This is a genomic window from Streptomyces sp. NPDC058683, from assembly GCF_042716195.1.
Classification (GTDB): Bacteria; Actinomycetota; Actinomycetes; order Streptomycetales; family Streptomycetaceae; genus Streptomyces.
The window spans coordinates 129578-149021 of the sequence record NZ_JBHXSK010000029.1; the positions used below are offsets into that span (position 1 = coordinate 129578).

The following is a 19444-nucleotide window of genomic DNA, read 5'->3' on the forward strand; positions in this document are numbered from 1 at the left end:
CGGCCCCCACCGGCCGGCAGCCGAAATATCGGCCCCCCCAGCGGAGCTACACGTACCGTTCGAGAATCGAAGACTCCGCCAGCCTCGACAGGCCCTCCCGGACGCTGCGGGCCCGCGCCTCGCCCACTCCGTCCACGGTCTGCAGATCGTCGACGCTCGCGGCGAGCAGCTTCTGCAGCCCGCCGAAATGCTCCACCAACCGGTCGATGATCGCCCCGGGCAGCCGCGGAACCTTCGCCAGCAGCCGGAAGCCGCGCGGCGACACCGCCGAGTCCAGCGCCTCGGGTGAACCCGTGTAACCCAGCGCCCGCGCCACCGTCGGCAGTTCCAGCAGCTCCGCGTGGCTCAGCGCGTCCAGCTCGGAGAGCGCCTCGTCGACCGTGCGGGAGCGCTTGGCCGTGGGCTCGGGGACGTAGTCCCGCACCACCAGCTCGCGCTCGGGCTCGACGCCGGCGATCAGCTCGTCCAGCTGGAGCGCGAGCAGCCGCCCGTCGGTGCCCAGTTCGACCACGTACTCGGCGATCTCCGTGGCGATACGGCGGACCATCTCCAGCCGCTGGGCCACCGCCGAGACGTCGCGGACCGTCACCAGGTCCTCGATCTCCAGCGCTGACAACGTTCCCGCGACCTCGTCCAGGCGGAGCTTGTACCGCTCCAGCGTGGCGAGTGCCTGGTTCGCGCGGGAGAGGATCGCCGCCGAGTCCTCCAGGACACGGCGCTGCCCGTCGACGTAGAGCGCGATCAGCCGCATCGACTGGGAGACCGAGACCACCGGGAAGCCGACCTGTTTGGAGACCCGGTCCGCCGTGCGGTGCCGGGTGCCGGTCTCCTCCGTGGGGATCGTCGCGTCCGGCACGAACTGGACGCCGGCCCGCAGGATCTTCGACAGGTCGGAGGAGATCACGATGCCGCCGTCGAGCTTGCACAGCTCGCGCAGCCGGGTCGCCGTGAACTCGACATCAAGGACGAAACCGCCCGTGCACATCGTCTCGACCGTCTTGTCGAAGCCGAGGACGATGAGCCCGCCGGTGTTGCCGCGCAGGACCCGCTCCAGGCCGTCGCGCATCGACGTGCCCGGAGCCACAGCGCTCAGCGAGGCGCGCATCAGGCCATCGGAACCGGCACTCCCACCGGACTTTCCGGGAGCCGCTGCCCGGTCGTTGGCTGCCACTGCACTCCTCCGGTCGCAGGTTCTGAGGCGCTCCCGCACCCGCACGCGGTTCGTACGGACGGGCGAGACCAGGGCAAAGTCTACCGGCGCTGCTCCGCCTCCCGTGGGGCCTCTCGGTGACGGGAGCGCGGCAGTACCCGCAGCGCCTCTCCCATGTCGGCGACTTCCAGGACCTTCATGCCCGCCGGGATCTTCCCGGGATCGCCCGGTACGAGCGCGTGCGTGAAGCCCAGGCGGTGCGCCTCCGCGAGCCTGCGCTGGACCCCGGTGACCCGTCTGACCTCGCCCGCGAGGCCGACCTCGCCGATGGCGACCAGGTTCTTGGGGAGCGGGGTGTCGCTCGCGGCGGAGGCCAGGGCGAGGGCGATCGCCAGGTCGGCCGCGGGCTCGGAGAGCTTCACTCCGCCCACGGTCGCGGAGTAGATGTCCCGCTTGCCGAGCGCGCTGATCCGCCCGCGCTGCTCCAGCACCGCCAGCATCATCGAGACCCGGGAGGTCTCCAGGCCGGAGGTGGTACGGCGCGGGGAGGGGATCTGGGATTCCACGGTCAGCGCCTGGACCTCGGCGACCAGCGGGCGGCGGCCCTCCAGGGTCACCGTCAGACAGGTACCCGGGACCGGTTCATCACGTCGTGTCAGGAAAAGTCCGCTCGGGTCGGTGAGGCCCGTGATGCCCTCGTCGTGCAGTTCGAAGCAGCCGACCTCGTCCGTGGTGCCGTAGCGGTTCTTGACGCCCCGGACGAGCCGCAGGCGCGCGTGCCGGTCGCCCTCGAAGTGCAGCACGACGTCCACGAGGTGTTCGAGGAGACGGGGACCGGCGATCGCGCCGTCCTTGGTGACATGACCCACCAGGAGAGTGGACATGCCCCGGTCCTTGGAGGCGCGGATGAGCGCTCCGGCCACCTCCCGCACCTGGGCCATGCCGCCGGGCGCGCCGTCGATCTCGGGCGACGCGACCGTCTGCACGGAGTCCAGGATCAGCAGCGACGGCTTCACCGCGTCCAAGTGGCCAAGGACGGCGGCCAGATCGGTCTCGGCGGCGAGATAGAGGTGGTCGTCGATGGCGCCGATGCGGTCGGCGCGCAGCCGGACCTGGCTGGCGGACTCCTCGCCGGTGACATAGAGCGTGCGGTGCTGGTCGCTGGCCGCCTTGGCCGCCACGTCGAGCAGCAGGGTGGACTTGCCGACACCGGGCTCGCCGGCCAGCAGGACGACCGCGCCGGGGACCAGGCCGCCGCCGAGCACCCGGTCCAGCTCGGGCACGCCGGTCGTCCGCGCGGTGGCCTGGCGGCCGTCGACCTCGCCGATGGGCACCGCGGAGGTGGTGACCCGGCCGGGTGCCGTCGTACGGACCGCGGGCGTGCCGTACTCCTCGACCGTCCCCCAGGCCTGGCACTCGGGGCAGCGGCCGAGCCACTTGGCCGTCTGCCAGCCGCACTCGGTGCAGCGGTACGACGGACGGTCTTTCGCGGTCTTGGTACGGGCAGCCATGCGGAAACCGTAGCCCCCGCCACTGACAGCGGGGCCACGGTGGCGCCCGTGACGGGTGTGGGTGGACGGGTCCTGGCCATGCCTCATCGGGAACGAGCCACGGAATATCGGGTTCCTGTCCCCTTATGAGGGATCGTTTCACCCGTACGGATTAAAAGAGCTCAAGGCGCAAGAAGAGACGTTACGCCGCCGCCTACGGTCGCACGGGTGATGAGCAGCAGCCCGGAAACCTCGACCCGCACGACCGGCGCGCACCGGGCGCACCGGGGGGCGCGCGCGGCGCGCGACCGCTCGGCGGCGCGCGCGCTGGCGCAGTGGCCGTCGGCGCGCTACGAGCCGTACCTGGACGGGCTGTTCACGTACTGCCTCTCCGTGCTGTGCGACCACGACGCGGCCACCACCGCCCTCGGGGACGTCCTCGCCCTCGCCGAGCGGCGCGGCCAGCGTGTCCCGGAGGCCGCCGGGGACCGCCGGGCCTGGCTGTACGCGCTGGCCCGCTGGGCCTGTCTGCGCGGGCTGGCCGAGGCCAAGCAGAAACGTCAGGCCACCCATGCGGCGGGGCGGCACATCGCCTCCGAACCACGGGTCGCCGCCGAGACCGGGGAGCAGCGGCGCGGCGAACTCGCCCTGCTCGCCTGGCCCGAGGCGGCCGGCACCACCCCGGAGCAGCGCGAGGCGCTCGAACTCGCCGTACGCCATCGCCTCGCCGTCCACGAGGTCGCCGCCGTCCTCGGCATGGACCTGGCCGGCGCCCGCGAGCTGCTGGCCTCCGCCGCCTGCGAGGTGGAACGCACCCGCGCGGCGCTCGCCGTCGTCGAGACCGGCGGCTGCCCCAGCGTCTCCCACCTCACCGGGGACAGCCAGCTGGTGCTCAGCAGTGCCCTGCGCCGTGAGCTGGTCCGGCACGTCGACGACTGCCCGCGCTGCCGCCGTACCGCCGAACGCGCGGCCCCCGGGCGGTGGCCCGGCGCGATCACCACCCCCGCCGAGCTGCCGGTCCTGGAGGCGCCCCGCGCGGCCCTGCACATGGCCATGGCGCACCCCACGCGCGCGCGTGGCGGCGCGGTGCCGCGTTTCGACCGGCGCGGCTTCCCGATGGACCCCAAGGACCGCGCGGCCCGCCGCGACCGGCTACGCGCGCGTGCCGTCACGACGACCGTCGTCGCCACGGTGGTGGCGGCGCCGGTGCTGGCCCTGTGGGCCGCCTACCGGGGTTCGCCGGCGGGCGACGGCCACGAGGGGCCGTCCGCGACCGCACGCGAGGCCTCCGGGCCCGACGCGCTGGCCGGTGACGAGGCCGGGGGCTACGAGAACGCCGGAAACGCCGGCACCAGACCCGGGCCGCGGATCGGGAAGGACGGCAAGGCCGACGTCTCGGTGGAAGTGGTCAGCGTCGCGGGCGGCGACCGGACGAAGGCCGGGGCGGGGCACCTCGCGGTGACGGCCGCGAACGACGGCGACACCACGCTGATCACGCTCGCCGCGGCCGGGGGCGCGCCGATGCGGTGGTCGGTGTCCACCTCGGCGGGATGGCTGTACTTCTCGCGGTCCTCGGGAACGCTCCGGCCGGGCGAGTCGTTCACGATCAAGGTGTACGTCGATCATCTGCGGGAGCCGGCCGGGCACTGGAGCGGGCGGGTGGCGGTGGCGCCGGCGGGGGCGGTGGTGTCGATCGACGGGTACGGGATGGCTCCGCCGGTGCGGAGGGGGCCGACGCCTCCGGGGCGGCCGACGCCGACGGTGACGGGGTCGCCTTCCGCCGAGCCGACGCCGACGGCTTCGCCGAGCGAGCCGACGTCCACGCCGACGCCGACCGAATCGGAGACGCCCGGTCCGACGGGGTCGGCTTCGCCGACGGAGAGCGAGAGCGCGGGGGCGTCGGCGAGTCCGTGAGGGGCGGGTTGCGGTCCCTCTGCGAGTGCGGCGCGTCCGTGGCTGGTCGCGCAGTTCCCCGCGCCCCTTTCGGGGCGCCTCGGTGGGCGTTGCCGCAGCGGATCCCCGCCTCCCGCACCCCCGAGCGGGGTGCTGCCGTCGCCGTCAGCCGGCAGGATCCGCTCTCCCCGCGCCCCCCCGAAAACGCCTCAGCTCGCCGGATCCGCCGGATGCGGGGCCAGCAGAGGCAGCTGGGAAGCCAGGCGTTCCTCGCACAGTTCTGCCAGGCGGTCGTAGCCGGCCTTGCCCATCAGTTCGGTCAGTTCCGGGCGGTAGGAGATGTAGACCGGGTCGCCCGCGCCGTGTGCCGAGGTCGCCGAGGTGCACCACCAGTGCAGGTCGTGGCCGCCCGGGCCCCAGCCCCTGCGGTCGTACTCGCCGATCGAGACCTGGAGGACGCGCGTGTCGTCGGGGCGGTCGATCCAGTCGTACGTGCGGCGGATCGGCAGCTGCCAGCAGACGTCCGGCTTGGTCTCCAGCGGTTCGCGGCCCTCCCGCAGCGCCAGGATGTGCAGCGAGCAGCCCGCGCCGCCCGCGAAACCGGGGCGGTTCTGGAAGATGCACGAGCCGTTGAAGGGGCGGGTCTGGCGGGAGCCCTCGTCGTCCTCCGAGACCCAGCCGTTCCGCGTGCCCTCGTCGTGGTGCTGCCAGATGTCCGGCGTGAGCCTCGACACATGATCGGCGACCCGCTTCTCGTCGTCCTCGTCGGAGAAGTGGGCGCCCAGCGTGCAGCAGCCGTCGTCCGCGCGGCCCGCCTGAATGCCCTGGCAGCCGCTGCCGAAGATGCAGTTCCAGCGGGAGGTCAGCCAGGTCAGATCACAGCGGAACACCTGCTCGTCGTCCGCCGGATCCGGGAATTCCACCCATGCGCGCGCGAAGTCGAGACCCTTCTCGTCCCCTGCCGGAGACTGCTGTGACGTCTTCGACTTCTTCGGTGGCTTCGCCCGAGAAGAACCGTCGGCGGATTTGGCGCCCTTGTGGTCCTTCGTCTTTTTCGTCTTTGGCACCTGTACAGGGTAAGTCGCGCGAGGTCGCTTCGGGGACGCCCGCCAAGGATGGGTTCCCGGCCACCTGGCAGTAGCGTTCCGTACATGAGACTCGGTGTCCTCGACGTGGGATCTAACACGGTGCATCTGCTGGTGGTGGACGCGCACCCCGGCGCACGCCCGCTGCCCGCGCACTCGCACAAGGCGGAGTTGCGCCTTGCCCAACTCCTCGACGGCAACGGCGCGATCGGTCCCGACGGGGTCGAGAAACTGATCGGTGTCGTCCATGAGGCCCTGCAGGCCGCGGAGGACAAGGGCGTCGAGGAACTGCTGCCGTTCGCCACCTCCGCCGTGCGCGAGGCCAGCAACGCCGATGACGTCCTCGCCCGCGTGAAGGCCGAGACCGGCGTCGAGCTCCAGGTCCTGACCGGCGCCGACGAGGCGCGGCTGACCTTCCTCGCGGTACGCCGCTGGTTCGGCTGGTCCGCCGGAAAGCTGCTGGTCCTGGACATCGGGGGCGGCTCCCTGGAGATCGCGTACGGCATCGACGAGGAGCCGGACGCGGCGGCCTCGCTGCCGCTGGGCGCTGGCCGGCTCACCGCCGGCTGGCTTCCCGGCGACCCGCCGGCCTCGGAGGACATACGGGCGCTGCGCCGCCATGTACGCGCCGAGATCGCGCGTACGGTCGGCGAGTTCAGCCGCTTCGGCGCCCCGGACCACGTGGTCGCCACCTCCAAGACCTTCAAGCAGCTGGCCCGTATCGCCGGCGCGGCCCGCTCCGCCGACGGCCTCTACGTCCAGCGCGAACTCAAGCGCAACTCCCTGGAGACCTGGGTCCCGAGGCTGGCGGCCATGAACACGGCCCAGCGCGGCGCACTCCCCGGAGTCTCCGAGGGCCGCTCGGGCCAGCTGGTGGCGGGCGCGCTGGTGGCGGAGGCCGCGATGGACCTGTTCGGGGTGGAGACGGTGGAGGTGTGCCCGTGGGCGCTGCGGGAGGGCGTGATCCTGCGGCGACTCGATCACATGGGTTCGGCGTAGGCACCCCCGCGGAAGGCGGCACCCCCGCAGAGGACGGCACCCCCGCGAGGGGCGCGGGCGACCCGCGACGGCGAGCAGGCGCCCGGCCCCACCCCCGACGCGACGATCGTCACACCGGCGAAGACGTGCCCCGCCCCCACCCAACCCCACCCCGTAACCTGTCCCTCGTGGCAAAACCAAGGGACGTCGTCCGCATCCCGGATGCGAAGGTCGCGCTCTCCACGGCCTCCGTCTATCCGGAGTCGACGGCGACGGCCTTCGAGATCGCCGCGCGCCTCGGCTACGACGGCGTCGAGGTCATGGTGTGGACCGACCCGGTCAGCCAGGACATCGAGGCCCTGCGCAGGCTGAGCGACTACCACCGCATCCCGATCCTCGCCGTCCACGCCCCCTGCCTGCTGATCACCCAGCGGGTCTGGTCCACCGACCCGTGGGTCAAGCTCCAGCGGGCCCGGGCCGCCGCCGAGAAGCTGGGCGCGAGCACGGTCGTGGTGCACCCGCCGTTCCGCTGGCAGCGCCAGTACGCCCGCGACTTCGTCGAGGGGATCTGGCGCATGGCGAACGAGACGGACGTCCGGTTCGCGGTGGAGAACATGTATCCCTGGCGCTATCGCGACCGCGAGATGCTGGCGTACGCCCCCGACTGGGACGTCACCAAGGACGACTACCGGCACTTCACGATCGACCTCAGCCATGCCGCGACCTCGAGGACGGACGCGCTCGCCATGCTCGACCGGATGGGCGGCCGGCTCGGCCACGTCCACCTCGCCGACGGCCGCGGCTCCGCCAAGGACGAGCACCTGGTGCCCGGCCGCGGCACCCAGCCCTGCGCCGAACTCCTGGAGCGCCTCGCCGTCACCGGCTTCGACGGGCATGTCGTCATCGAGGTCAACACCCGGCGCGCGATGTCCGGCGCCGAGCGCGAGGCCGACCTCGCCGAGGCGCTGGCCTTCACCCGCCTGCACCTGGCCTCGGCGCTGAAGGTGCCACGCCGGTGACCGGTACCGAAAGCGGCGGCGCCGGCGTCCGCCGCCGTGGCCGCCCTCCGCGTACCGAGTCGGCGGACACCCGGGACCGTATCCTCGCCGCCGCCCGCGAGGAGTTCTCCGCACTCGGGTACGACAAGACGTCCGTCCGCGGCATCGCCAAGGCCGCCGGCGTCGACTCGGCCCTCGTCCACCACTACTTCGGCACCAAGGAGCAGGTCTTCGAGGCCTCCATCTCGATCGCCTTCGCCCCCGCGCTGAACGCGCCCGTCGCGATCGCCGACGGCCCGCTGGACGGCGTCGGCGAGCGCCTGACCCGCTTCATCTTCGGCATCTGGGAGAACCCCACCAGCCGTACGCCCCTGCTGGCGATCCTCCGCTCGGCTGTGAACAACGAGACAGCCGCCGCCGTCTTCCGCCGGCTGATCGCCGCCCAGCTGCTGCGCCGGATCGCCGAGCACCTGGACCTCCCGGACGGGGAGCTGCGCGCCGAGCTGGCGGCCGCGCAGCTGGTGGGGTGCGCGATGCTGCGGTACGTGATCAAGGTGGAGCCGCTGGCGTCGGCGGATCTGGAGCAGATCGTGGCGCGGGTGGCGCCGGTGGTGCAGGGGCATCTGACCGGGCCGTGAGGCCGGCATCACGAGACACCCGTCCCGCATTCCGGACACCTCGTCCCGAGGCCTGGGCAACGGGCGTACGCTCGTTAGCAGCCCTATCTGTCTGAAGGAGCGAGCGCGATGCCCGAGCTGAGGTCCCGCACAGTCACCCACGGTCGCAACATGGCGGGCGCCCGCGCCCTTATGCGCGCCTCCGGTGTACCGGGTGCGGACATCGGCCGCAAGCCGATCATCGCGGTCGCCAACAGCTTCACCGAGTTCGTGCCGGGCCACACCCACCTCCAGCCGGTCGGCCGGATCGTCAGCGAGGCGATCAAGGAGGCGGGCGGCATCCCGCGCGAGTTCAACACGATCGCCGTGGACGACGGCATCGCGATGGGCCACGGCGGCATGCTGTACTCTCTCCCGTCCCGCGACCTGATCGCGGACTCGGTCGAGTACATGGTCGAGGCGCACTGCGCCGACGCCCTGGTCTGCATCTCCAACTGCGACAAGATCACGCCGGGCATGCTGATGGCCGCGCTGCGGCTCAACATCCCCACGGTCTTCGTCTCCGGCGGCCCCATGGAGGCCGGCCGCGCGACCCTCGTCGACGGCACGGTCCGCACCCTCGACCTGATCGACGCGATGGTCGACGCGGCCAACGAGAACATCTCCGACGAGGACGTCCTCAAGATCGAGGAGAACGCCTGTCCGACCTGCGGCTCCTGCTCGGGCATGTTCACCGCCAACTCGATGAACTGCCTGACCGAGGTCATCGGTCTCTCCCTCCCCGGCAACGGCTCGGTCCTGGCCACCCACACGGCCCGTAAACAGCTGTACGTCGACGCGGCCCGCACGGTCATGGACCTCACCCGCCGCTACTACGAGCAGGACGACGACACGGTCCTGCCCCTCAACATCGCGACCTTCGCCGCGTTCGAGAACGCGATGGCCCTGGACATCGCGATGGGCGGCTCCACCAACACGATCCTGCACCTGCTGGCCGCCGCCCAGGAGGCGGGCGTCTCCTTCGGCCTGGAGGAGATCAACGAGGTCTCGCGCCGGGTGCCCTGCCTGGCCAAGGTCGCCCCGAACGTCGCGAAGACCCGCACGTACTACATGGAGGACGTGCACCGGGCCGGCGGCATCCCCGCCCTCCTCGGCGAACTGCACCGCGGCGGCCTCCTCAACGAGGACGTGCACTCCGTCCACAGCCCCTCCCTCGCGGACTGGCTGAAGACGTGGGACGTGCGCGGCGGCTCCCCGTCCCCCGAGGCGGTGGAACTGTGGCACGCGGCCCCGGGCTGCGTCCGTTCCGCCGAGGCCTTCTCCCAGTCCGAGCGCTGGGAGGCCCTGGACGAGGACGCGGCGGAGGGCTGCATCCGCAGCGTCGAGCACGCCTACTCCAAGGACGGCGGCCTCGCGGTCCTCAAGGGCAACCTCGCCGTCGACGGCTGCGTGGTGAAGACGGCCGGCGTCGACGAGTCGATCTGGACCTTCGAGGGCCCGGCGGTCGTCTGCGAGTCGCAGGAAGAAGCCGTCGAGAAGATCCTCAACAAGCAGGTCACGCACGGCGACGTCGTCGTCATCCGCTACGAGGGCCCCAAGGGCGGCCCCGGCATGCAGGAGATGCTCTACCCGACGTCCTTCCTCAAGGGCCGCGGCCTCGGCAAGACCTGCGCGCTGATCACGGACGGCCGCTTCTCCGGCGGCACGTCGGGCCTGTCGATCGGCCACGCCTCCCCGGAGGCGGCCTCGGGCGGCACCATCGCCCTCGTCGAGAACGGCGACCGCATCCGCATCGACATCCCCAACCGCACGATCGAGCTCCTCGTCGACGACGCCGAGCTGGCCCGTCGCGAGCAGGCCCTGAACGGCGTGTACGCCCCGAAGAACCGCGACCGCAAGGTCTCGGCCGCCCTGCGGGCCTACGCGGCGATGGCCACCAGCGCCGACAAGGGCGCGGTGCGCGACGTGAGCAAGCTCGGCTGAAGCCCTGCCTGTACGACAGGGGCCGCCTCCCCCAGGGGGGCGGCCCCTTCGTCCGTCATCACCAGCCGGCGGGATCCCCCGCGTCCACGGCGAAGACGGTGCCGTCGGGGGCGGTGGCGTAGACGTGGGTGGCGAGGATCATGGGGGCGGGCACCGAGGTGGCGACCCCGCCCGAGGCCGTTCCGAAGCGGGGCGAGGTCTGTCCGGCGACCTTCCCGTCATGCGTGTCCACGGCCAAGAGCCGTCCGTCGGCGGCCGAGAAGTACACGTGCCGGTCGTCGGCGACGGGCGCCGAGCCCCGGCTCACCGAAGTCTCCAGGTGCCATGTCCGCTTTCCTGCGTCCAGGTCGACGGCGTCCAGGGAGCCGGTGGCGGCCAGCACATAGACCACGCCGTTGTGCACCCCGGCCTGCGCGTCCGCACGCGGCACGGGCAGCTCGACCCGGCGGGTGGTCCCGGACGCCGGCGTGTAGCGGACCACGGCATTGGTGTCGCCGTACACCGGATCCGCGGCCAGCAGAAAGACCGCCCCGTCCTGCGCGCCGACCGGCCGCAGCAGACCCTGCAAAGGCGTGTCCCACCGTACGTCTCCGGTGGCCGGGTCCACGGCGGTCACCCGGGTGCCGGCCCCGTCCGCAGACGAACTGGTCACATACACCGATGACGGATCCGAGGGAAAGAAGTCGATCCGCGGTGTGCCGTGCCCCCCTGTCGGCCGGCTCCACTTGGTGGTGCCGGTCGCGCTGTCCACCCCGGTGACCGTGCCGTCCGCGCGCGCGAGCAGAAGCATGTCGCCGGCGTACTTCATCCCCTTGTTCTCGGGCAGGTCCCGCTGCCATCGACTCTTGCCCGAGTCTGGATCGAGCGCCGTCACATGCCGGGCCTCGTCCGTGACGAGCTGCACGCGCCCGCCGGAGAGGACCGGGGGTCTACTCCAGTGGGCGTCGGCGACGGAGTGCCGCCAGAGCACGGCACCCGTCACCGGGTCCAGGGCGAAGGCCACAGATGTCTCGGTGCAGAACAACTTCCCGTCACCGGTGGCACATTGGGGAGTGGCCGCGCCCTTGGTGACCGGGTTCGCCTGCCAGGCGGCGAAAGCGGCGGCAGTGGTTCTCGGGTTGCTCTCCCGTTGCTCCGGGCCGCTCCCGGCGACCCACTGGACCAAGGCCGCGACCCCGCTCAGCGCGAGCACGACGGAACCCGTGGCCAAGGCGACTCGCCTGCTGAGGCGTGGCCGGCGTCGCCGCTCCGGCTCCTTCGGTAGCTCCGGCGCCGCCATGTCACTGCTGTCGCCGGTGACACTGGTCCGCTGTGCCGGTATGAACGCCTGCGTATCGTACGAGGCCGCCAACGACCTCAGGACCCGCATCAGTTCGTCGGGCGTCGGCCGGTCCTCGGGCTCCTTGGCAAGACAGCGCAGCACCAGCGGAGCGAGTTCCTCCGGTACGTCGGTGAGGTCGGGCTCGTCGTGCACGACCTGGTAGGCGACGACGTACGGACTGTCGGAGTCGAACGGCCCACGCCCGGTGGCCGCATGCACCAGCACCGACCCGAGCGCGAAGATGTCCGCGGCCGGCCCCACCTCACGCGGCCGCCGGAACTGCTCCGGCGCCATGAACGGCGGCGTACCTATCAACTTGCCGGTCTCGGTCCGCAGTTCGCTGTCCTTCGGCCGGGAAATACCGAAGTCGATGACCTTCGGACCGTCCTCGGCGAGCAGCACATTGCTCGGCTTGAGATCCCGATGCACCACCCCGACCCTGTGAATGTCGCGCAACGCCTCCGCGAGCCCCGCCATCAGCCGTCGCAACTGGGCAGGGGGCATGGGACCGTTCCGCTTCACGTGCTCGGCCAGGGTCGGGCCGGGGATGAAGAGGGTGGCCATCCAAGGCCGATCGGCCTCTGGATCGGCGTCCACGACGGATGCGGTGAAGGCGCCGCTGACCTTGCGCGCGGCGGCCACCTCCTGCCGGAAACGGCCCCTGAACTCACGGTCCTTGGCGAACTCGGCGTGCACGACCTTCACGGCGAGCTTCAGCCCCGAGGTGCTGCGGGCCAGGTGCACCACGCCCATACCGCCCGAACCCAGGCAGGACTCCAGGCGGTAGTGCCCGGCGTACTCGGGAAGTTCCGCTTCCGCGCCCGCTCCGGTGTTGCGCTGTGGCGTCATGGGATCACCCCCGTGCTGTTCCTCGCGGCGCGCGACGCACGGAGCCTAGTCGATGACTCGTGCGATACAGAGGCGGCTTGCTAGCCTCCGCGTGCGAGTTACGCACATGTGTTTCGTGGCTCGATTCAGGGGAATCAACGGGACTCCATGGCACTCATGGGTCCGGTGGGGGGAGCTCTACATGTCTGTTGATCACGCGCAGGAAGCCGAGAGCAGCGGCGAGGAGGAGGCCGTCACGACGCTGGCGGCGTCCGTGCGTTACTACTCGGTCGCCCCGGGCCTCCGTCTGAACGTCCGCAGCGGTCCCGGCACCAGTTACGACATCACCCGCGTCCTCCCCGAGGGCGCCAAGGTCCCGATCTACTGCCAGACGCCCGGTACGACGGTCTCCGGGTACTACGGCACGTCCAAGATCTGGGACAACATCAGCAATGGCGAGTTCGTGTCAGACGCCTACGTCAACACGGGCAGCGACGGCTACGTGGCCGACCGCTGCTCCTGACCGGTCCAGGAGGACTGGGATGACATCCAGAAGACGCGCTTCCGTCCTTCTCGCAGGCTCCGCCGGAGCCTTTCTCATGATCATGGGGTCGGCCTCCGTCGCCAGCGCGGCCGCCACCGTGAACACGTACTCCGTCGCCCCGGGCCTCCGTCTGAACGTCCGCAGCGGCCCGGGCACCACCTACACCATCACCCGCACCCTCCCCGAGGGAACCAAGGTCCCTATCTTCTGCCAGACGCCGGGTACGACAGTGTCCGGGTACTACGGCACGTCGAACATCTGGGACAACATCGACAACGGCGAGTTCGTCTCGGACACCAACGTCAACACCGGCAGCGACGGCTACGTGGCCGACCGCTGCGCCTGACCGGTCACGTCGACCCCGACCCGGAGCCCGCGGCCCCCGGCGCCATAATCGTCATGTGAGCGACGAACCAGGCACCCCGGACACCCCCGCGGGCTCCACCGGCGAGACCCCGAGCGGCCCCCGCCCCGAGCCCCTCCGTTTCTTCGGCACGACCTGGGTCAACCACGATGACGGCTACACCGCCCGCCGTGTCGGCGTGGCCGTCGGCGCACTCGCCGCCGCCGTCGTCTCCTGCCTGGTCCTCCGCCTCGCCTACGAGGGTCTCCAGCTCGCCGACACCGGCGCCTTCGTGACCGTTCTGGTCGTCGCGATGTTCGCCATCTGCAGCGCCCTCGCCTTCCGCGACACCTGGGACGGCTTCGGCAGGCGCCCCGACCCGGAACGCCAGGCTTCCCTGCGCGGCCTCCTCGCCATCGGCTTCGTCGGCTCCCTCCTCGCCTACTTCTTCCGCTCCCTGACGGAGGCCCCCGGCGAGCGGCTCCACCGCGCCGAATACGACACCGCCCGCCAGGAACACGAACGCCGCACCACCCGCCGCACGGGCAACCCCTCGAAGAAGAAGCGCAAGCGCTGACACCGTCCGGTACGGCACCGGGCACATCCGCCCGCCCGTCGGAAACCCCCTGTCGCCTCCCGCCCCACCCCCGGGACCATGGCGGTATGACCACAAGCCAGTCGCGCCCCCCGAACCCCGCCCCCGCCCCCTCGCACGCAACCCGCGCGCACTCCTTCAACGCCGCCGCGGCCCAGTACGCCGCGAACCGCCCCTCCTACCCGCCCGCTCTCCTCGACGCCGTCGAGGAGGAGGCCGGCCGTACCCTCACCGGCGCCCGGGTGGTCGACGTCGGCGCGGGCACCGGCATCGCGACCGCCGTCCTGCACGCGCGCGGCGCCGACGTGGTCGCGGTGGAGCCGGGGGAGGGCATGGCGGCGCAGCTCCACCGCACGCTCCCCGGCATCCCGCTCGTCCGCGGCAACGGCAACGCCCTCCCGCTCGCCGACGACACCGCCGACTTCCTCACCTACGCCCAGGCCTGGCACTGGACCGACCCGGCCCACTCCGTGCCGGAGGCGCTGCGCGTACTGCGTCCCGGCGGCGCGCTCGCGCTGTGGTGGAACACCGACGCCCTCGACCTCGACTGGATCGCCGGACAGAACGAGCGGTTGAGCCGCTTCTTCGGAGTGGACGCCGGCGCCGAGAAGCGCAAGACCGCCGACCGCACGGACCTCGCCGACCCCAGCGGCCGCCTCCGCTTCACCCGCCGTGAGGTCCGCTGGAGCCGCCGGGTCCCCGTCGACACCCACCTCGCCAACATCGGCAGCCACTCGGCGTTCCTGGTCACCCCCGAGGACCGCCGCACCTCCTTCCTCGCCGAGGAGCGCGCCCACCTCCTGAAGACCTTCCCGGAAGGGACCGTCGAGGAGACGTACGACGTCCTCCTCCTGGTCGCCCTCAACACCTGAACAACCCACGCACACCGGCCCGCCGCACCCGCACAGCAGCGGGCCGGCGGCGCCTCACCGCGCCCACACGACGAACCCGGCCGCCTCCCTGCCGAGCCACCCCTTCCCACAGCAACCGGCCCCGGTGACGAACCGATTCCAGGCGTCCCGGCGATGGGCCGACACCGGGCATGCTGCCGACGAACCGACTCCAGCCGTCCCGGTGACGGACCGAAGCCAGGCGTCCCGGCGACGGATTGACTCCAGCCGTCCCGGTGGCGAACCGACGCCAGGCGTCCCGGTGACGAACCCACTCCATCCGTCCCGGCGACGGATGGACCCAGTAATTCCCCAGCGCCCGCGCGGCCCTCACGGAGGGCGTGCCGTCGACTGCCGCCCCGCCCACTCCCCTTGACGCTCCCTGCCTTGCCGAGGATTATTCATCACATGGTGAATTACTCGCCGGAGCCGACCGAGGCCCCCGGCAACTCCGTCCTGCCCCCCGCCGTCCAGGCCGCCGGCCTCACCGCCGTCCGCGGCCCCCGCACCGTCCTGCGCGGCCTCGACTTCACCGTCCCCCGCGGCCAGATCACCGGCCTCCTCGGACCCTCCGGCTGCGGCAAGTCGACCCTGATGCGCTCCATCGTCGGCAGCCAGGCCAAGGTCACCGGCACCCTCAACGTCCTCGGCCGCCCCGCCGGCCACCCCACCCTCCGCACCCGCATCGGCTACGTCACCCAAGCCCCCTCCGTCTACGACGACCTGACCATCCGCCAGAACCTCGACTACTTCGCCTCGATCCTCGACCCCACCCGCTCCGCCCCCGCCCGCCGCGCCGACGTCGAACGCGTCCTCGGCGAAGTCGACCTCACCAGCCACGCAGACGCCCTCGCCGGCAACCTCTCCGGCGGCCAGCGCAGCCGCGTCTCCCTCGCCGTCGCCCTGCTCGGCACCCCCGAACTCCTCGTCCTCGACGAACCCACCGTCGGCCTCGACCCCGTCCTGCGCCGCGACCTCTGGCAGCTCTTCCACTCCATCACCGCCACCCGCGGCGCCACCCTCCTCATCTCCTCCCACGTCATGGACGAGGCCGAGCGCTGCCACCGCCTCCTTCTCATGCGCGAGGGCGAGATCCTCGCCGACGACACCCCCGAGGCCCTCCGCACCCGCACCGGCTCCGACACGGTCGAGGCGGCCTTCCTGCACCTCGTCGACGAAGCGGCCACCACCTCCCGCACGAAGGAAAGCGCACGATGACCACTCAGTCGGCGACCACCACGACCGCCCCCGTCAGCGCCCTCAACCTCGCCCGCACCACCGCCACCGCGGCCCGCGTCCTGCGCCAGCTCCGCCACGACCCCCGCACGATCGCGCTGCTGCTCCTCATCCCCTGCCTGATGCTGGTCCTGCTCCGCTATGTCTTCGACGGCAGCCCGCGCACCTTCGACAACATCGGCGCCTCACTCCTCGGCATCTTCCCGCTCATCACGATGTTCCTGGTGACCTCCATCGCCACCCTCCGCGAGCGCACCTCCGGCACTCTCGAACGCCTCCTCGCCATGCCCCTCGGTAAAGCCGACCTCATCGCCGGCTACGCCCTCGCCTTCGGAATCCTCGCGATCATCCAGTCGGCCCTCGCCACCGGCCTGGCCGTCTGGCTCCTGGGCCTCGACGTCACCGGCTCCCCCTGGCTCCTGCTCCTGGTCGCCCTGCTCGACGCCCTGCTCGGCACAGCCCTCGGTCTCTTCGTCTCGGCCTTCGCGGCCTCGGAATTCCAGGCGGTCCAGTTCATGCCCGCGGTGATCTTTCCCCAGCTCCTGCTCTGCGGCCTCTTCACGCCCCGCTCCGAGATGCACCCCGCCCTCGAAGCCCTCTCCGACGTCCTCCCCATGTCCTACGCCGTAGACGGCATGAACGAAGTCCTCCACCACACCGACATGACCGCCACCTTCCTCAGGGACATCCTGATCGTCGCCGGCTGCGCCCTGCTGGTGCTGACCCTGGGAGCGGCCACCCTGAGGCGACGGACGGCATAGCCACCGACGACGTCCGCCCAGCGGACAACCGCCTCCCGCCTCCCACCCCCGGTGCCAGACTGAACCGTATGAGTCAGAAAGTCGCAGTCCTCGGTACCGGCAAGATCGGCGAAGCCCTGCTCAGCGGAATGATCCGGGCCGGCTGGGCGCCCGCCGACCTCCTGGTCACCGCCCGCCGCCCGGAACGGGCCGAAGAGCTCCGCGCCCGCCACGGAGTCACCCCGGTCACCAACCCCGAGGCCGCGAAGACCGCCGACACCCTGATCCTCACGGTCAAGCCGCAGGACATGGGCACCCTCCTCGACGAACTCGCCCCGCACATCCCCGCCGACCGCCTCGTCATCAGCGGCGCGGCGGGCATCCCCACCTCCTTCTTCGAGGAGCGCCTCGCCACCGGCACCCCGGTCGTCCGTGTCATGACGAACACCCCCGCCCTCGTCGACGAGGCGATGTCCGTCATCTCGGCCGGCAGCCACGCCACGGCCGCCCACCTCGCCACCGCCGAGGAGATCTTCGGCGCCGTCGGCAAGACCCTCCAGGTCCCCGAGTCCCAGCAGGACGCCTGCACCGCACTCTCCGGCTCGGGCCCGGCGTACTTCTTCTACCTGGTCGAGGCCATGACCGACGCAGGCATCCTGCTCGGCCTGCCCCGCGACAAGGCCCACGACCTCATCGTCCAGTCCGCGATCGGCGCCGCCGTGATGCTCCGTGACAGCGGCGAACACCCCGTCAAGCTCCGCGAGAACGTCACCTCGCCCGCCGGCACCACGATCAACGCCATCCGCGAACTGGAGAACCACGGCGTACGGGCCGCCCTCATCGCCGCCCTCGAAGCCGCCCGCGACCGCAGCCGCCAACTCGCCTCCGGCAAGAAGGACTGAGAAGGACAGGACTGGGAGGGAATGGGGGGGCTGGGAGGGACTGAGCGAGGCCGCGATGCGCCGGCACTCCGTCGCATCGCGCCGCATCGGGCCTCGCCACCAGCCCCGCGCCTACCGCGTCGCGTTCAACGCGGGTTCCGCCGCAGCAGCCCCCGAGAAGGCGCCGGGCGGCAACAGCCCGATCGCCCGATAGGCGGTATCGACAATCGGCCGGGCGATCGCCCGAGCCTTCTCCGCCCCATGCCGCAGCACCTCCTCCACATATCCCGGATCGACGCACAACTCCTTGTGCCTGGCCTGCACGGGACCCAGCACGTCCAGCACCGCCTCCGCGGTGGCCTGCTTCAGAGCGCCGTACGAATCGTGAACGGTTGCCAGTGACTCAGGGTTCCCATCCGTGCACGCAGCGAGAATCTCCAGAAGATTGGCGACCCCGGGCTGCTCCTCCCGGTCGTAGACGATCTCCCGCCCGCTGTCCGTCACGGCCCGCATGATCTTCTTCCGGATCACCTCCGGTTCGTCGAGCAGATAGACGATCCCCGCCCCGGAGTCGTCGCTCTTCCCCATCTTCGACGTCGGATCCTGCAGATTCATCACCCGCGCGGCCACCTTCGGCACGGTCGCCTTCGGCACCACGAACGTATGCCCGTACCGCTGGTTGAACCGCACCGCCAGATCCCGGGTCAACTCCACGTGCTGCGCCTGATCGTCCCCGACCGGCACCTCGTCCGCCCCGTACGCCAGGATGTCGGCCGCCATCAGGGCCGGATACGTCAGCAAGGACAGCCGCACACTGCGCCCGCGCACCGCCTCGCTCGCGACCTTCTCCTTGTACTGGATCATGCGCCGCATCTCCCCGTCGGTCGCCACGCACTCCATGAGGTACGACAGCCGGGTGTGCTCGTCGACGTGACTCTGTACGAACACGGTGCACAGCTCGGGATCCAGCCCGGCCGCCAGCAACAGGGTCGCCGCCTGACGGGTGAGCCGACGCAGCCGCGCCGGATCGTGGTCCACGGTCATCCCGTGCAGATCGACGATGCAGAACAAGGAGTCGGCCTGGTACTGATCCACGGCAGCCCACTGCCGCATGGCTCCCAGGTAGTTCCCCAGCGTCAGGTGCCCGGTCGGCTTGATCCCACTGAAGACCCGTGTCATTCCCTCTCCACCTCCTGGTCGGAGCCGCCGTCCCGAGCGGCCGGCCCTCAGAGGTTCTGGAGGGAGATACACGAACGGCCGCCGAGGCGGCGGCCGTTGAATGCGTACGTGAACGCGGCCGCCGTCAGGCGGCCCACCACAGCTGGGTGTACGTACGCGTAGTCATGGCGTCCACCTTACGCCCCGGGGGGTCGCCCCGCCGCGAGTTGACACACCCCAACCGGTTACGTAATGTTCTCCGAGTTGTCCGACGTGAGCGCCGACTCCGGTCGGTCCCCGGGCAGCCATTCCGCAAGTACCTGCCAGCAATCGGCGATCCGTCGTCGCTTTGCTTCGGCATGCGTATGTGCGAAATGAAGGAATCCACGTTCGAAAGGACGCAGGCCCCCGATTAGCTCGGAGGCCGGGAATCCGCTAAAGTCTCACTCGTCGGAACGGCCCAACAGCCGCGAAGACAACACCCGCTGACTGGGAATCAGACGCCGAAAGGATCTGATAGAGTCGGAACCGCCGGAAAGGGAAACGCGAGAGCGGGAACCTGGAAAGCACCGAGGAAATCGGATCGGAAAACGGTCTGATAGAGTCGGAAACGCAAGAACGAAGGGAAGCCCGGAGGAAAGCCCGAGAGGGTGAGTACAAAGGAAGCGACCGTTCCTTGAGAACTCAACAGCGTGCCAAAAGTCAACGCCAGAT

General features: G+C 71.1%; 18 protein-coding genes. 12 read left to right on the top strand and 6 right to left on the bottom strand.

The genetic code is table 11. The features are described 5' to 3' along the window. Positions 1 to 46 precede the first annotated feature (46 nt). Positions 47 to 1171, bottom strand: coding sequence for a DNA integrity scanning diadenylate cyclase DisA (gene disA / locus ACFWXC_RS29870; protein WP_351712196.1), 1125 nt, complete (start codon positions 1169 to 1171; stop codon positions 47 to 49). Positions 1172 to 1251: 80 nt separating this feature from the next. Next, positions 1252 to 2661, bottom strand: coding sequence for a DNA repair protein RadA (radA, locus tag ACFWXC_RS29875; protein ID WP_384483381.1), 1410 nt, complete (start codon positions 2659 to 2661; stop codon positions 1252 to 1254). Positions 2662 to 2871: 210 nt separating this feature from the next. On the opposite strand from radA, the gene ACFWXC_RS29880 reads away from it, so the two are divergent. Next, on the top strand, positions 2872 to 4554 hold the full coding sequence (locus ACFWXC_RS29880; protein ID WP_384483382.1) for a hypothetical protein: 1683 nt from the start codon (positions 2872 to 2874) through the stop codon (positions 4552 to 4554). 188 nt (positions 4555 to 4742) lie between these two features. Here the strand turns inward: ACFWXC_RS29880 and ACFWXC_RS29885 are convergent, their stop codons facing one another. Further along, on the bottom strand, positions 4743 to 5600 hold the full coding sequence (locus ACFWXC_RS29885) for a hypothetical protein (protein ID WP_384483383.1): 858 nt from the start codon (positions 5598 to 5600) through the stop codon (positions 4743 to 4745). Between the two features lie 84 nt (positions 5601 to 5684). On the opposite strand from ACFWXC_RS29885, the gene ACFWXC_RS29890 reads away from it, so the two are divergent. The 4 genes from ACFWXC_RS29890 to ilvD all read left to right on the top strand — a co-directional run bounded on the left by ACFWXC_RS29890 (position 5685) and on the right by ilvD (position 10194). Continuing rightward, entirely contained in the window at positions 5685 to 6617 is a 933-nt protein-coding gene (locus tag ACFWXC_RS29890; protein WP_384483384.1) for a Ppx/GppA family phosphatase, read from the top strand. A gap of 167 nt (positions 6618 to 6784) precedes the next feature. Beyond that, on the top strand, positions 6785 to 7615 hold the full coding sequence (locus tag ACFWXC_RS29895) for a sugar phosphate isomerase/epimerase family protein (RefSeq protein WP_384483385.1): 831 nt from the start codon (positions 6785 to 6787) through the stop codon (positions 7613 to 7615). Next, positions 7612 to 8232 (top strand): TetR family transcriptional regulator, encoded by a 621-nt coding sequence (locus tag ACFWXC_RS29900; RefSeq protein WP_384483386.1) that lies wholly within the window; start codon positions 7612 to 7614, stop codon positions 8230 to 8232. Before ACFWXC_RS29895 ends, ACFWXC_RS29900 begins: the two co-directional genes overlap by 4 nt. Before the next feature lie 108 nt (positions 8233 to 8340). After that, complete coding sequence (gene ilvD / locus ACFWXC_RS29905) at positions 8341 to 10194, top strand: dihydroxy-acid dehydratase (RefSeq protein WP_384483387.1); 1854 nt, start codon at positions 8341 to 8343, stop codon at positions 10192 to 10194. Between the two features lie 58 nt (positions 10195 to 10252). Here the strand turns inward: ilvD and ACFWXC_RS29910 are convergent, their stop codons facing one another. Continuing rightward, positions 10253 to 12364 carry a serine/threonine-protein kinase gene (locus ACFWXC_RS29910; RefSeq protein ID WP_384483388.1) on the bottom strand — a complete coding sequence of 704 codons (2112 nt, stop codon included), beginning with the start codon at positions 12362 to 12364 and terminating at the stop codon, positions 10253 to 10255. A gap of 181 nt (positions 12365 to 12545) precedes the next feature. Between ACFWXC_RS29910 and ACFWXC_RS29915 the strand changes: the two genes are divergently transcribed. From ACFWXC_RS29915 to proC, 7 genes are all read left to right on the top strand, one after another. Next, positions 12546 to 12866 (top strand): SH3 domain-containing protein, encoded by a 321-nt coding sequence (locus tag ACFWXC_RS29915; RefSeq protein ID WP_384483389.1) that lies wholly within the window; start codon positions 12546 to 12548, stop codon positions 12864 to 12866. Between the two features lie 76 nt (positions 12867 to 12942). After that, on the top strand, positions 12943 to 13233 hold the full coding sequence (locus ACFWXC_RS29920; RefSeq protein WP_384483390.1) for an SH3 domain-containing protein: 291 nt from the start codon (positions 12943 to 12945) through the stop codon (positions 13231 to 13233). Between the two features lie 55 nt (positions 13234 to 13288). After that, positions 13289 to 13807 carry an EamA/RhaT family transporter gene (locus tag ACFWXC_RS29925; protein WP_384483391.1) on the top strand — a complete coding sequence of 173 codons (519 nt, stop codon included), beginning with the start codon at positions 13289 to 13291 and terminating at the stop codon, positions 13805 to 13807. An 86-nt stretch (positions 13808 to 13893) separates the two neighbouring features. Continuing rightward, on the top strand, positions 13894 to 14697 hold the full coding sequence (locus ACFWXC_RS29930; protein WP_384483392.1) for a class I SAM-dependent methyltransferase: 804 nt from the start codon (positions 13894 to 13896) through the stop codon (positions 14695 to 14697). A 426-nt stretch (positions 14698 to 15123) separates the two neighbouring features. Continuing rightward, on the top strand, positions 15124 to 15933 hold the full coding sequence (locus ACFWXC_RS29935; protein WP_384483393.1) for an ABC transporter ATP-binding protein: 810 nt from the start codon (positions 15124 to 15126) through the stop codon (positions 15931 to 15933). Next, the gene (locus ACFWXC_RS29940) at positions 15930 to 16712 is read left to right on the top strand and encodes an ABC transporter permease (protein WP_384483394.1); all 783 of its coding nucleotides are present in this window, start codon (positions 15930 to 15932) and stop codon (positions 16710 to 16712) included. The genes ACFWXC_RS29935 and ACFWXC_RS29940 overlap by 4 nt, the downstream gene beginning before the upstream one ends. Before the next feature lie 68 nt (positions 16713 to 16780). Further along, positions 16781 to 17593 carry a pyrroline-5-carboxylate reductase gene (gene proC / locus ACFWXC_RS29945; protein WP_362576048.1) on the top strand — a complete coding sequence of 271 codons (813 nt, stop codon included), beginning with the start codon at positions 16781 to 16783 and terminating at the stop codon, positions 17591 to 17593. A gap of 111 nt (positions 17594 to 17704) precedes the next feature. Here the strand turns inward: proC and trpS are convergent, their stop codons facing one another. Together trpS and ACFWXC_RS29955 are read right to left on the bottom strand one after the other, a co-directional pair. Next, entirely contained in the window at positions 17705 to 18751 is a 1047-nt protein-coding gene (gene trpS / locus ACFWXC_RS29950) for a tryptophan--tRNA ligase (RefSeq protein ID WP_384483395.1), read from the bottom strand. 475 nt (positions 18752 to 19226) lie between these two features. Next, positions 19227 to 19444, bottom strand: a 218-nt coding sequence (locus ACFWXC_RS29955; protein ID WP_384483396.1) for a hypothetical protein, incomplete at its 5' end; no start/stop codon positions are given.

Bases quoted from the DNA above. Each gene is read 5' to 3' on its own strand.
- ACFWXC_RS29935 (WP_384483393.1), top strand. From the start codon at position 15,124: ATGGTGAATTACTCGCCGGAGCCGACCGAGGCCCCCGGCAACTCCGTC.
- ACFWXC_RS29915 (WP_384483389.1), top strand. From the start codon at position 12,546: ATGTCTGTTGATCACGCGCAGGAAGCCGAGAGCAGCGGCGAGGAGGAG.
- ACFWXC_RS29940 (WP_384483394.1), top strand. From the start codon at position 15,930: ATGACCACTCAGTCGGCGACCACCACGACCGCCCCCGTCAGCGCCCTC.
- proC (WP_362576048.1), top strand. From the start codon at position 16,781: ATGAGTCAGAAAGTCGCAGTCCTCGGTACCGGCAAGATCGGCGAAGCC.
- trpS (WP_384483395.1), bottom strand. From the start codon at position 18,751: ATGACACGGGTCTTCAGTGGGATCAAGCCGACCGGGCACCTGACGCTG.
- ACFWXC_RS29910 (WP_384483388.1), bottom strand. From the start codon at position 12,364: ATGACGCCACAGCGCAACACCGGAGCGGGCGCGGAAGCGGAACTTCCC.
- ACFWXC_RS29890 (WP_384483384.1), top strand. From the start codon at position 5,685: ATGAGACTCGGTGTCCTCGACGTGGGATCTAACACGGTGCATCTGCTG.
- radA (WP_384483381.1), bottom strand. From the start codon at position 2,661: ATGGCTGCCCGTACCAAGACCGCGAAAGACCGTCCGTCGTACCGCTGC.
- ACFWXC_RS29920 (WP_384483390.1), top strand. From the start codon at position 12,943: ATGATCATGGGGTCGGCCTCCGTCGCCAGCGCGGCCGCCACCGTGAAC.
- ilvD (WP_384483387.1), top strand. From the start codon at position 8,341: ATGCCCGAGCTGAGGTCCCGCACAGTCACCCACGGTCGCAACATGGCG.
- ACFWXC_RS29930 (WP_384483392.1), top strand. From the start codon at position 13,894: ATGACCACAAGCCAGTCGCGCCCCCCGAACCCCGCCCCCGCCCCCTCG.
- ACFWXC_RS29880 (WP_384483382.1), top strand. From the start codon at position 2,872: ATGAGCAGCAGCCCGGAAACCTCGACCCGCACGACCGGCGCGCACCGG.